The organism is Spirillospora sp. NPDC048824, from assembly GCF_043198455.1.
Classification (GTDB): domain Bacteria; phylum Actinomycetota; class Actinomycetes; order Streptosporangiales; family Streptosporangiaceae; genus Spirillospora.
Genome location: NZ_JBICUS010000007.1, coordinates 151,500 through 164,815, shown reverse-complemented (window position 1 = coordinate 164,815; position 13,316 = coordinate 151,500). Strand labels below are relative to the sequence as shown.

Genomic DNA, 13,316 nt, shown 5'->3' with positions numbered 1-13,316 from the left:
GATGAGGCGGCGGCTGCCTCTGGTGAGCGCCATCGTGCTGAGCGTCGTCGTGGCCGGCCTGGCCGTCGCGGCCGGCTGGCTCGGCGTGATCACTCTCCAGAACAAGGACGAGGCCGACCAGAAGGCGAAGGCGATCCAGTCGGCGCGGCAGATGGGCGTCAACCTGATGTCGCTGAACGTCGACACCGCCCAGCGCGATCTGGACCGCATCGTGGCCGGCACCACCGGTGATCTGAAGAACAAGCTGGCGTCCCAGTCGAAGGCCTTCATGGACCAGGTCACCAAGGCCAAGGCGAAATCGACGGTCAGTGACGTCGAGGCCGCGCTGGTCTCCATCGACGACGACTCGGCCGAGGTGATGGTCTCCCTGACCGGGACCGTCACCAACGACAAGGTCAAGAACGGCACGCCTCAGGCGTACCGGTACCAGATGGACCTCACGCGGGTCGACGACCGCTGGCTCGTGTCCGGACTGGAGGTTGTCCCGTGACGATGCTCGGCCGGGGCAAGCGCTCCCCGAAGGACAAGGACGCCGGCAAGAAGCCGGCGGGCAAGAAGAAGCCCGCGACGAAGGCGGACAAGGCCGCCGAGGAGGCCGCCGAGGCCGCCCGGCTGGCGGAGGAGGCCGCCGCCAAGGCCAAGGAGGAGGCCGCGCGGCTCGCGCAGATCGCCGCGGACGAGGCCGAGCAGACCGAAGAGGACTCCGGCGAAGACGTCAAGTCGCTGGAGAAGCCCCGGCGTGGCCGGAAGGCCTCCGAAGGTGCGTCCACCGATGATGAAGCGTCAGAGGACGACTCAGGCGCTTCAGAGGCCACCTCCGCCGTCGCGGAGCCCATAGAGGACACCGAGACCGCCGAGCCGGACTCCGACGATTCCGGCGAGGAATCCGACGACGTCGACGAGGGCGAAGTCGATGAAGTCGATGAAGTCGAGGACGACGAGGACGAGGACGACGACGAGCCGCGCCGCCGCATCCGCGCGGGCGGGCTTTCGACGGTCATCGCCGTCCTGGCCGTCCTGACGGTCGCGCTCGGTGCCGGCACGACGATGCTCGCCATGAAGGTCGGCGAGCAGAAGGCGACCGCGGCGGCGGCCAAGGAGGCGTCGATGGCCTCCTCCCGCGCGGCCCAGAAGCTGTCGTCGTACGACTACCAGACGCTCGACTCCGACCTGAAGGCCGCGTCCGCCACGACGACGGGCAAGCTGCACACCCAGTACGAGAAGCTCGCCCAGCAGCTCAAGACCATCGCCGTCCAGCAGCAGGCCATCTCCACCACGACCGTGATGAAGGTCGGCGTCGTGAGCGCGACGCCCGACAAGGTCGTGACGCTCGTCTACGCCAACCGCTCGTCGGTCACCAAGGACGACAAGGAGCAGCGGCTCCCCGAACCGCTGCGCATCAAGATGACGATGGTCGAGGACGACGGCAAATGGCTGGCGTCCGAACTCACCGTCATCTCCTGATCCCCCGCTGATCCGCTGACCCCCCGCTGATCCGCCGCCCGGACCAGGCACAAGACCCGTCTTGGACCGGACCTGGGCCGGCGGAGCACGGCAGGCGCGTGGAGCGAGCGCAGCGAGCGGAGGGCGCATGCCCGTCGACGCAGGCGACCGCAGCGGCGCAGCACCGAACACAACGGGCACGACGACCGCAACGGCGGCGTGAGGATCGCCCGCGTCGCAACGGGTTTTTGGGGGGGCCGCCCCCTCACTAAACTATGGCCTTCCTCACTGCAGGTCAGGGCCCGAAAAGTCCAACTCCGCTCTTGACTGAGAGGCGCTGAGGGGCGATGCTCCATGGCAACGTGATGCATACTGCGGCGCTAGAGTTGCGAGCGGTGTACCAGTCGGCTACACTGCCCCTTTGCGCTGCCCTCTGACTATCCGCGTGTGAGAGCACCCCTGCCGTGGTCCCTTTTGGACCCCTTTGTGCAGGTCTCAGACGTGGATCGTCTGGCGTGCGTGTCGTCAGTTACGCCGCGAGCCCTCGGAAGGACCACCTCTTGGCAGCCTCGCGCAACGCCTCGAATACCGCAACCGGTCCGAACCGCGTCTCCTTCGCGCGCATCAAGGAGCCGCTCGAAGTCCCGGACCTCCTTGCTCTGCAGACCAACTCCTTTGACTGGCTGCTGGGCAACGAGAGGTGGAAGGCCCGGGTCGAGGCGGCCCAGAAGGCCGGAAGTAAGAGTGTCCCGACCCAGTCGGGGCTGGAGGAGATCTTCGAAGAGATCAGTCCGATCGAAGACTTCTCCGGGACCATGTCCCTGTCGTTCCGCGACCACCGGTTCGAGCCGCCCAAGTACTCCGTCGAGGAGTGCAAGGACAAGGACATGACCTACTCCGCCCCCATGTTCGTCACGGCGGAGTTCATCAACAACACCACCGGTGAGATCAAGAGCCAGACGGTGTTCATGGGCGACTTCCCGCTCATGACCCCGAAGGGCACCTTCATCATCAACGGCACAGAGCGGGTCGTCGTCTCCCAGTTGGTCCGCTCGCCCGGCGTGTACTTCGACCGGGCACTCGACAAGGCGTCCGACAAGGACATCTACGGCTGCCGGGTCATCCCGAGCCGTGGCGCCTGGCTCGAGTTCGAGATCGACAAGCGCGACAACGTCGGCGTGCGCATCGACCGCAAGCGCAAGCAGCCGGTCACCGTGCTGCTGAAGGCGCTCGGCTGGGACGAGGCGCGCATCCGTGAGCGCTTCGGCTCCTACGAGTCGATCAACGTCACCCTGGAGAAGGACCACACCTCCGGCCAGGACGACGCACTGCTCGACATCTACCGCAAGCTGCGCCCGGGTGAGCCGCCGACGCGCGAGTCCGCGCAGACGCTGCTGGAGAACCTGTACTTCAACCCGAAGCGCTACGACGTCGCCAAGGTCGGGCGCTACAAGATCAACAAGAAGCTCGGCCTCGACCTGGACATGAACCAGGGCACGCTCACCGAGGACGACATCGTCTCCACGATCGAGTACCTCGTCCGGCTGCACGCCGGCGAGGAGGAGGCGACCCTCAGCGCCGTCGCGGTGCCGATCGAGGTCGATGACATCGACCACTTCGGCAACCGGCGCCTGCGCACCGTGGGCGAGCTGATCCAGAACCAGGTCCGCCTGGGCCTGGCCCGGATGGAGCGCGTCGTCCGCGAGCGGATGACCACCCAGGACGTCGAGGCGATCACGCCGCAGACCCTGATCAACATCCGGCCGGTCGTCGCCTCCATCAAGGAGTTCTTCGGCACCAGCCAGCTGTCGCAGTTCATGGACCAGACCAACCCGCTGGCCGGGCTGACGCACAAGCGGCGGCTGTCCGCGCTGGGCCCCGGTGGTCTGTCGCGTGAGCGGGCGGGCATGGAGGTCCGCGACGTCCACCCGTCCCACTACGGCCGCATGTGCCCGATCGAGACGCCGGAAGGCCCGAACATCGGGCTGATCGGCTCGCTCGCCGCGTTCGGCCGGGTGAACCCGTTCGGGTTCGTCGAGACGCCCTACCGGCGGGTCACCGACGGCATCGTCACCGAGCAGATCGACTACCTGACCGCCGACGAGGAGGACCGCTTCGTCGTCGCGCAGGCCAACTCGCTGATCAACGACGACGGCACCTTCGTCGACGACCGCGTCCTGGTCCGCCTCAAGGGCGCCGAGGTCGAACTCGTCCCCGCCCGCGAGGTCCAGTACATGGACGTCTCGGCGCGGCAGATGACCTCGGTCGCCACCGCGATGATCCCGTTCCTGGAGCACGACGACGCCAACCGCGCGCTCATGGGCTCCAACATGCAGCGCCAGTCCGTCCCGCTGCTGCGCAGCGAGGCGCCGCTGGTCGGCACCGGCATGGAGTACCGTGCCGCGACCGACGCCGGCGACGTCATCACGGCCGAGAAGGCCGGTGTCGTCGAGGAGGTCTCCGCCGACTACGTGACCGTCATGAACGACGACGGCACGCGGACGACCTACCGCGTCGCCAAGTTCAAGCGGTCCAACCAGGGCACCTGCTTCAACCAGAAGCCGATCGTCGAGGAGGGCCAGCGGGTCGAGCTCGGCCAGGTCGTCGCCGACGGTCCGTGCACCGACGACGGCGAGATGGCGCTCGGCAAGAACCTCCTCGTGGCGTTCATGCCGTGGGAGGGCCACAACTACGAGGACGCCATCATCCTCAGCCAGCGCCTGGTGCAGGACGACGTCCTCTCCTCGATCCACATCGAGGAGCACGAGGTCGACGCCCGCGACACCAAGCTGGGCCCCGAGGAGATCACCCGGGACATCCCGAACGTCTCCGAGGAGGTCCTGGCCGACCTCGACGAGCGCGGCATCATCCGCATCGGCGCCGACGTCGTCCCCGGCGACATCCTGGTCGGCAAGGTCACGCCCAAGGGCGAGACCGAGCTGACCCCGGAGGAGCGGCTGCTGCGGGCGATCTTCGGTGAGAAGGCCCGTGAGGTCCGCGACACCTCGCTGAAGGTGCCGCACGGCGAGCAGGGCAAGGTCATCGGCGTCCGGGTGTTCTCCCGCGACGAGGGCGACGAGCTCCCGCCCGGCGTGAACGAGCTGGTCCGGGTGTACGTCGCGCAGAAGCGCAAGATCACCGACGGCGACAAGCTCGCCGGCCGGCACGGCAACAAGGGCGTCATCTCCAAGGTGCTGCCGGTCGAGGACATGCCGTTCATGGAGGACGGCACCCCGGTCGACATCGTCCTGAACCCGCTGGGCGTCCCCGGGCGCATGAACGTGGGCCAGGTCCTGGAGACCCACCTCGGCTGGGTCGCGTCCCGCGGCTGGAAGATCGAGGGCGACTCCGAGGACTGGCAGAAGGCGCTCAAGGCGATCGGCGCCGACGAGGCCGAGCCGTGGACGAAGACCGCCACGCCGGTTTTCGACGGTGCCCGCGAGGACGACGTCACCGGCCTGATCGCGAGCACGCTGCCCAACCGCGACGGCGACCGCATGGTCGAGCCGGGCGGGAAGGCGCGGCTGTTCGACGGCCGTACCGGCGAGCCCTACAAGGACCCGATCTCGGTCGGTTACATCTACATCCTCAAGCTGCTCCACCTGGTCGACGACAAGATCCACGCGCGGTCGACCGGCCCGTACTCCATGATCACCCAGCAGCCGCTCGGCGGTAAGGCCCAGTTCGGCGGCCAGCGCTTCGGTGAGATGGAGGTCTGGGCGCTGGAGGCGTACGGCGCCGCCTACGCCCTGCAGGAGCTGCTGACCATCAAGTCCGACGACGTCCTCGGCCGCGTGAAGGTGTACGAGGCCATCGTCAAGGGCGAGAACATCCCCGAGCCCGGCATTCCCGAGTCCTTCAAGGTGCTCATCAAGGAGATGCAGTCGCTGTGCCTCAACGTCGAGGTGCTCTCCAGCGACGGCATGTCCATCGAGATGCGCGACACCGACGAGGACGTCTTCCGTGCGGCGGAGGAGCTCGGCATCGACCTGTCCCGGCGTGAGCCGAGCAGTGTCGAAGAGGTCTGATCAACTCAAGGGGAAATCTGTTGCTTGACGTCAACTTCTTCGACGAGCTACGCATCGGCCTGGCGACCGCTGACGACATCCGCCAGTGGTCGCACGGCGAGGTGAAGAAGCCGGAGACGATCAACTACCGGACCCTCAAGCCGGAGAAGGACGGGCTCTTCTGCGAGAAGATCTTCGGCCCGACCCGGGACTGGGAGTGCTACTGCGGTAAGTACAAGCGCGTCCGGTTCAAGGGCATCATCTGCGAGCGCTGCGGCGTCGAGGTGACCCGCGCCAAGGTGCGCCGTGAGCGGATGGGCCACATCGAGCTGGCCGCTCCGGTCACGCACATCTGGTACTTCAAGGGCGTCCCGTCCCGCCTCGGCTACCTGCTGGATCTGGCCCCGAAGGATCTCGAAAAGATCATCTACTTCGCGGCCTACATGATCACCAGCGTGGACGCCGAGCGGCGCGACCGCGACCTGCCGACGCTGGAGGCCCACATCTCCGTGGAGCGCCAGCAGATCGAGCAGGCCCGCGACGCGCAGGTCGAGGCCCGCCAGCAGAAGCTGGAGGGCGACCTGGCGGAGCTGGAGGAGGCCGGCGCGAAGGCCGACCAGAAGCGCAAGGTGCGCGACGGCGCCGAGCGGGAGATGAAGCAGCTGCGCGACCGCGCGCAGCGCGAGATCGACCGCCTCGACGAGGTCTGGAGCCGCTTCAAGAACCTCAAGGTCCAGGACCTGGAGGGCGACGAGCTGCTCTACCGCGAGATGCGCGACCGGTTCGGCAAGTACTTCGAGGGCGGCATGGGGGCCGCGGCCATCCAGGCCCGGCTGCAGAACTTCGACCTCGACGCCGAGGCCGAGAAGCTGCGCGACATCATCCGCACCGGCAAGGGCCAGAAGAAGGCCCGCGCCCTCAAGCGGCTGAAGGTCGTCTCCGCGTTCCTCAACACCCGCAACAGCCCGCTCGGCATGGTGCTGGACTGCATCCCGGTGATCCCGCCGGACCTGCGTCCGATGGTGCAGCTGGACGGCGGCCGTTTCGCGACGTCCGACCTGAACGACCTGTACCGCCGTGTCATCAACCGGAACAACCGGCTCAAGCGCCTGCTCGACCTGGGCGCGCCCGAGATCATCGTCAACAACGAGAAGCGGATGCTGCAGGAGGCCGTCGACGCGCTGTTCGACAACGGCCGCCGCGGCCGCCCGGTCACCGGGCCGGGCAACCGTCCGCTGAAGTCGCTGTCGGACATGCTCAAGGGCAAGCAGGGCCGGTTCCGGCAGAACCTGCTGGGCAAGCGCGTCGACTACTCCGGCCGTTCGGTCATCGTCGTCGGCCCGCAGCTGAAGCTGCACCAGTGCGGCCTGCCCAAGCAGATGGCGCTGGAGCTGTTCAAGCCGTTCGTCATGAAGCGGCTCGTCGACCTCAACCACGCACAGAACATCAAGTCCGCCAAGCGGATGGTCGAGCGGGCCCGCCCGGTCGTGTGGGACGTGCTGGAAGAGGTCATCACCGAGCACCCGGTGCTGCTGAACCGGGCGCCGACCCTGCACCGCCTCGGCATCCAGGCGTTCGAGCCGCAGCTGGTCGAGGGCAAGGCCATCCAGATCCACCCGCTCGTCTGCACCGCGTTCAACGCGGACTTCGACGGCGACCAGATGGCCGTGCACCTGCCGCTGTCGGCCGAGGCCCAGGCCGAGGCGCGCATCCTGATGCTGTCGACCAACAACATCCTGAAGCCGTCGGACGGCAAGCCCGTCACCATGCCCACCCAGGACATGGTCATCGGCCTGTACTGGCTGACGACGCAGAAGGACGGGTCCGCCGGCGAGGGGCGCGCGTTCGGGTCGGTCGCCGAGGCGATCATGGCCTACGACCGGGGCGAGCTGGACCTGCAGGCGAAGATCCACCTGCGGCTGAAGGACGTCCCGCCGCCGCGCGAGTGGATCGCGCCGGAGGGCTACGAGCCGGGCCAGCCGTACCGGCTGGAGACCACGCTCGGCCGCGCGCTGTTCAACGAGACGCTGCCGGACGACTTCCCGTTCGTCGACGACGAGATCAGCAAGAAGCAGCTGTCGGCGATCGTGAACGAGCTGGCGGAGACCTACCCGAAGGTCGCCGTCGCCAACGCCCTCGACGCGCTGAAGAGCACCGGGTTCCACTGGGCGACCAGGTCCGGTGTCACGATCGCGATCGACGACGTGCTCGCGCCGCCGAACAAGCAGGAGATCCTGGGCGGTTACGAGCAGCGTGCCGAGAAGGTGCAGCGGGAGTTCAACCGCGGCCTGATCACCGATGATGAGCGCAAGCAGGAGCTCATCGAGATCTGGAACAAGGCCACCGCGGACGTCGCGGTGGACATGGAGGCGTCGTTCCCGAAGGACAACCCGATCTGGATGATGATCCAGTCGGGTGCCCGCGGCAACCCGCTGCAGCTCCGCCAGATCGCCGGCATGCGCGGCCTGGTCTCCAACCCCAAGGGCGAGACCATCCCGCGTCCGATCAAGTCGTCGTTCCGCGAGGGCCTGTCGGTCGTCGAGTACTTCATCTCGACGCACGGCGCCCGCAAGGGCCTGGCCGACACCGCGCTGCGCACCGCCGACTCGGGTTACCTGACCCGGCGCCTGGTGGACGTCGCGCAGGACGTCATCGTCCGCGAGGAGGACTGCGGCACCGACCGCACGATCCCCTTCGAGGTCGCCGACAAGCTGTCCGACGGCACCCTGGTCAAGCTGGCCACCTCGGAGACGAGCCTGGTCGGCCGCACGATCGCCGAGGACGTCGTCGTCGACGGGACGGTCATCTTCCCGGCCGACACCGACCTGTCCGACGCGGTCGTGTCGCGCCTGGTCGAGGCGGGCGTGGACAAGGTCCGTACCCGCAGCGCCCTGGTCTGCGAGGCCAAGATCGGCGTCTGCGCCGCCTGCTACGGCCGTTCGCTGGCCACCGGCAAGCGGGTCGACGTCGGTGAGGCCGTCGGCATCATCGCCGCACAGTCCATCGGCGAGCCCGGAACGCAGCTCACCATGCGGACCTTCCACACCGGTGGTGTGGCGGGCGGCGACATCACGCACGGTCTGCCGCGTGTCCAGGAGCTGTTCGAGGCCCGCATCCCCAAGGGTGTGGCCCCGATCAGCGAGGTCGCCGGGCGCGTCAAGATCGACGAGACGGAGAAGGCCCGCAAGGTCGTCGTCGTCCCGGACGACGGCTCCGACGAGATCGCCTACCCGGTGCCGATGCGGTCCCGCCTCCTGGTCAAGGAGGGCGAGGCCGTGGGCGTCGGCCAGCAGCTCATCGCGGGCGCCATCAACCCGCACGAGGTGCTGCGCATCCTCGGTCCCCGCGCCGTGCAGCTCCACCTGGTCCAGGAGGTCCAGGAGGTCTACCGGTCGCAGGGCGTGTCGATCCACGACAAGCACATCGAGATCATCGTCCGCCAGATGCTGAAGCGGGTGAACATCCTCGAGTCGGGCGACACCGACCTGCTGCCCGGTGACCTGATCGAGCGGCCGATCTTCGAGGGGCGCAACCGGTCCGTCGTGGCCGAGGGCGGGGTTCCCGCCGCCGGCCGTCCCGTCCTGATGGGCATCACCAAGGCCTCGCTCGCGACCGAGTCGTGGCTGTCGGCGGCGTCCTTCCAGGAGACGACCCGGGTGCTCACCGAGGCGGCGATGCACGCCAAGAGCGACCCGCTGCTGGGCCTCAAGGAGAACGTCATCATCGGCAAGCTCATCCCGGCCGGTACCGGCATGCCGCAGTACCGCAACGTCCGGGTCGAGCCCACCGAGGAGGCCAAGGCGGCGGTGTACTCCGTCGGCTCCTACGACGACGGCGCCGAGTACGCCTTCGGCCAGGGGTCCGGCGAGGCCGTGCCGCTGGAGGAGTACGACTTCGGCCAGTACAACCGGTAACACCCGCACGACCCGTGAGGGCCGCCGTCCGCAGCACGCGGGCGGCGGCCTTCCGCATTGACGGAGCCCCAGGCTCCTGGACGAACTCCGTCGCCCGTCGGCGCGGCGGGCCGGCCGAAGCGTTGACCTGGGCATATAGTCGCTTTCTTGACCCTTTGAGGTGTTTTGCCACTGGATGCCCCGGGGACGATGACAGCCGTTGGCTGATGCGCATGACGGGGGAGAAAGCATATGAAGAGGGTCATGACCGGCGCCTTGATCGCCGCGGTCGTCGGGATCACCGGTACGGGCGGCGCCGTCGCCGCCGAGGCGTCCAACGCGCCCGCACGGCAGGATTGCCGCACCTACTCCAGCGTCACCGAGTGCGGCCAGCCCCAGCTCACCGAGAAGCAGAAGGCGTGCGTGACCACGGCGACCCAGCAGGGCATGACCGAACGCCGCGCCAAGGTGGAGTGCCGCGCCTTCGCCTGACCCGGCGTGTCTTCGCGGCACTGCTGTCCCAGGTCAAGCGGTAGCCCGCGTCCCGGCGCACCAAGCCTGAACCGCGGGATTGGCTAACCGCGGTGGGGGCGGGCCTGGGTGCCGGGAGGAAGCCCGAATGCGCGCGCTGCCTCGGCGTCTGGGGCGTCAACGCCGTTGCCCCGACGGTGGCGCCGGTCGAATTCGGCGACCCCGCGTGCGGAGAACATGCGCTCCAGGGACGGACGGAATCCCGCGCCGTCGACCGGCTCCGCGACGTCCTGGACGACCGGTACGTCACCGCGATGGTCCAGCGTCACCAGCAGCGGGGTGCGGGTCCCGGTGTGGGTTACCAGATCGCCGCCCTCCCGGGCGTAGTCGTTGCACATGACCTCAAGTGACACACGCACCTGGGGGCCGCGCCGCTCGGTCTCGATCGGGTCCTCCGCGCAGAACCAGCGCGGGCTCAGCCGGGCGGGCAGAGAACTCGGCCACACCACCGCGCGGCCGCTCTCCAGGTACCGGTCGATCACCGGCAGGACGTCGCCGGTGAGGTGCCGGTCGACGTGTGGCGCGGGCGGCCACACCCGCCACGATTGCCGCCAGGCCGCGACGCCGACGGCGAGCGCCGCGACGGCGGCGAGGGTCACCCAGGTCCTTGGCTGCACACAGCGCACCGTAACGGAGGCTCGGCCGGGCCGTGTCCGTGGACGCCTCGTCCGACCACTTCCTCCGATACCAGGCGCGATAGCGATGCGAGATGGCGTGATGCCTCGTCTGCCTGGGCTTCATCCGTCTGCTCGCCGCCCTGCTGGAAGAGCCGAAGGGCCCGCCGCACGGCTGCTCCGCGAACTCGGCGCCGACCCCGGCACCGTCCGATCCGAAGCCGTCCGGCACCTCGAAGACGGTGCCTGACGGTTCAGCCGTCGTCGGGGAGGCGGACGATGTGCGGGACTCCGACGGGGTTGCTGATCCAGTGGGCGTTCATCCCGGAGGGGAGCGGCTCCAGTTCGTCCTGGACGCCGATGCCATGCGCGGCCAGGTGCGCGGCGGCACGGTCGACGTCGTCGGTGAACAGTTCCAGCCAAAGGTCAGGGTGTGCGTAGTTGTCGACCCGGTCGAACCACAGGGTCAGGTTCATGGTTCATCTCTCCTGGGTCTGATCGAGGTGGTCGCGCAGGCGGTCCAGGTGGCCGTCCCAGTCACGCGTGAGCGCGGCCAGGAACGACTGGGCCACTGCCACCGGCCCGGTCTGCAGGCGGTAGCGGATCCGGCGCCGCTCCCCGGCCTCGGCCCGGACGAGTCCGGCGTCGGTCAGCAGACGGAGGTGTTTGGCGATGGCCTGCCGCGAGATGGGCAGCCGGCCGGCCAGATCCGTCGCCGTCGCGGGTCCGTGCGCGGCGAGGTCGGCGAGAATGCCGCGCCGGGTCGGGTCCGCCAGCGCGGTGAAGACCGCCTGTGCGATCGGCTCGGCATCGGGATGATCAGGCCGCGGCATCGAGGTACTCGGCCAGTTCGGGCAGCTTCGTCCGCCATCCCGTGACGTTGCCCTCGTAGGCGGCGGTGAGGTCATCCGGCAGCTGGGCGAAGCCGGTCTCCACGACCGTGAGCCGGGTGCCGGCGGGCGTCGGCTCCAGCGTGAACTCCACGTGGGTCCGGCGGGGATCGCTCGGAGGCAATCCCTCGATCGCCCATGTGTAGGCGAACCGGCGGGGCGGCTCCACGACCTGGATGCACAGGATGTTCTCCTCGTCCTGCCCCCACCGCACGCGGGCCTGGCCGCCGGGGCGCAAGTCGTCGACCTCGGCACTGGACCCGAACCAGCCACCCAGACCTTCGGGCGTGGTCAGAGCCGCCCACACCTTCTCGGGAGGGTGGTGAAGGTCGAGCACGCGCTCGATCCGATCCGGTACGGGCACCATGACCTCCAAGTGACGCAATCAACTGGTTGCAACATATATCGCAACCATTGGATTGCGCAACTTTGGCCGTGGGACCTTCGGCCTCGTCGAGGCGCCCGATGGTCCCTGCCCAGGGCGGGAGGGGGAGGTCAGACTTGCCGGACGGAGATGCGGTGGAATCGCCGATTCAGGCCGCGGATGCCGGTGGGAGGGAACATGGCGGACGTCCGCACGGCGCTGGCGGATGTCGTCGGCCCCGAGCATGTGCTGTCGGGCGACGCCGTCCCCCCGCACTATGGCCGGGACGAGTCGCTGGGCGTCGCGGTGGAAGGGCCGTTCACGGTGGTGCGCCCGGCGGACACCGCGCAGGTCGCCGCGGTGCTGCGGGTCGCCGGCGGGCTCGGGGTCCCGGTGACGGCCCGGGGATCGGGGACCGGCCTGTCCGGCGCGGCGGTGCCGTGTCCGGGCGGCCTGGTGGTGTCCTTCGAGCGGATGAACCGGATCCTGGAGATCGACGCGGACGATCAGGTGGCGGTGGTGCAGCCGGGCGTCACGCTCGCGGAACTCGACCGCGCGACCGCCGACGCGGGGCTGGTGTATCCGGTGTTCCCCGGCGAGGACGGCGCCGCCGTCGGCGGCACGATCGCCACGAACGCGGGCGGCATGCACGCGGTCAAGGACGGCGTGACCCGCCACCACGTCCTCGGCCTGGAGGCGGTGCTCGCGGGCGGCGAGGTGATCCGCAGCGGCGGCCGGTACGTGAAGACGTCCACCGGCTACGACCTGACCCAGCTGATCGTGGGATCGGAGGGCACGCTCGCCCTGGTCACCGAGGCGACGCTGCGGCTGCGGCCCCGGCTCGCGAACCGGGCCGGGGTGCTGGCGCCGTTCCCCGGCACGGCGGCGGTCACCGCGGCCGTCCCGCGGCTGACCGGCGGGGGGCTGGACCCGCTCGTCCTGGAGTACGTCGACATGCTCGCCATGGCGGCGATCACCGCGAACGCCGGGCTGGATCTCGGGGTTCCGGAGCATGTCCGGGACACCGCGCAGGCCTATCTGCTCGTGGTCCTGGAGAACCATTCGGCCGATCGGCTGGACGAGGACGTCCAGGCGCTCGGGGAACGGCTCGCGGACCTCGGCGCCGCCGACGGGTACGTGCTCGCCGGCGACGCTCTCCGGCGGTTCGTCACGGCGCGGGAGAACGCGTTCTGGGCCGCCCGCGCCGCCGGGGCCGACGCGATCGTGGACGCGGTCGTGCCGCGCGCCGTCCTGGCCGGATTCTTCGCCGCCGTCCACGAGATCGGCGACCGGCATGGGACGCTCATCAGCGGCTGCGGTCACGCGGGTGACGGCAATGTGCACCTTTCACTGTTCCAGCCCGACCCCGAGGTGCTGACCGCCGTGATGAGCGGCATATTCGCCAAGACCGTCGAGGCGGGCGGCACCATCAGCGGGGAGCACGGCATCGGACGGGAGAAGGTCCCCTATTTCCTCGCCCTGGAGGATCCGGCGAAGGTGGAGCTGATGCGGCGGATCAAGAAGGCCTTCGATCCGGACGGGATACTCAACCGGGGCGTCCTGTTCGGCTGAGC

General features: G+C 69.0%; 10 protein-coding genes. 6 read left to right on the top strand and 4 right to left on the bottom strand.

All coding sequences use genetic code 11. The annotated features are described in order from the left end of the window. Position 1: 1 nt before the first annotated feature. The 5 genes from ACGFIS_RS16070 to ACGFIS_RS16050 all read left to right on the top strand — a co-directional run bounded on the left by ACGFIS_RS16070 (position 2) and on the right by ACGFIS_RS16050 (position 9,835). Complete coding sequence (locus ACGFIS_RS16070) at positions 2-490, top strand: hypothetical protein (RefSeq protein WP_392971412.1); 489 nt, start codon at positions 2-4, stop codon at positions 488-490. Beyond that, positions 487-1,464, top strand: coding sequence for a hypothetical protein (locus ACGFIS_RS16065; RefSeq protein ID WP_392971409.1), 978 nt, complete (start codon positions 487-489; stop codon positions 1,462-1,464). The genes ACGFIS_RS16070 and ACGFIS_RS16065 overlap by 4 nt, the downstream gene beginning before the upstream one ends. Before the next feature lie 539 nt (positions 1,465-2,003). Next, positions 2,004-5,471, top strand: coding sequence for a DNA-directed RNA polymerase subunit beta (rpoB, locus tag ACGFIS_RS16060; protein ID WP_392905513.1), 3,468 nt, complete (start codon positions 2,004-2,006; stop codon positions 5,469-5,471). A gap of 20 nt (positions 5,472-5,491) precedes the next feature. Then, complete coding sequence (locus tag ACGFIS_RS16055) at positions 5,492-9,364, top strand: DNA-directed RNA polymerase subunit beta' (RefSeq protein WP_392905510.1); 3,873 nt, start codon at positions 5,492-5,494, stop codon at positions 9,362-9,364. 243 nt (positions 9,365-9,607) lie between these two features. After that, a complete protein-coding gene (locus ACGFIS_RS16050; RefSeq protein ID WP_392905507.1) occupies positions 9,608-9,835 on the top strand; it encodes a hypothetical protein in 228 nt (75 codons plus the stop codon). 83 nt (positions 9,836-9,918) lie between these two features. Here the strand turns inward: ACGFIS_RS16050 and ACGFIS_RS16045 are convergent, their stop codons facing one another. From ACGFIS_RS16045 to ACGFIS_RS16030, 4 genes are all read right to left on the bottom strand, one after another. After that, entirely contained in the window at positions 9,919-10,491 is a 573-nt protein-coding gene (locus tag ACGFIS_RS16045; RefSeq protein WP_392905505.1) for a hypothetical protein, read from the bottom strand. 251 nt (positions 10,492-10,742) lie between these two features. After that, positions 10,743-10,964 carry a hypothetical protein gene (locus ACGFIS_RS16040; protein ID WP_392905502.1) on the bottom strand — a complete coding sequence of 74 codons (222 nt, stop codon included), beginning with the start codon at positions 10,962-10,964 and terminating at the stop codon, positions 10,743-10,745. Between the two features lie 3 nt (positions 10,965-10,967). Continuing rightward, positions 10,968-11,321, bottom strand: coding sequence for an ArsR/SmtB family transcription factor (locus ACGFIS_RS16035; RefSeq protein WP_392905500.1), 354 nt, complete (start codon positions 11,319-11,321; stop codon positions 10,968-10,970). Beyond that, on the bottom strand, positions 11,308-11,745 hold the full coding sequence (locus tag ACGFIS_RS16030) for an SRPBCC domain-containing protein (RefSeq protein ID WP_392971406.1): 438 nt from the start codon (positions 11,743-11,745) through the stop codon (positions 11,308-11,310). Before ACGFIS_RS16030 ends, ACGFIS_RS16035 begins: the two co-directional genes overlap by 14 nt. A 195-nt stretch (positions 11,746-11,940) precedes the next feature. Between ACGFIS_RS16030 and ACGFIS_RS16025 the strand changes: the two genes are divergently transcribed. Then, positions 11,941-13,314 (top strand): FAD-binding oxidoreductase, encoded by a 1,374-nt coding sequence (locus ACGFIS_RS16025; protein WP_392971403.1) that lies wholly within the window; start codon positions 11,941-11,943, stop codon positions 13,312-13,314. Positions 13,315-13,316: the final 2 nt, after the last annotated feature.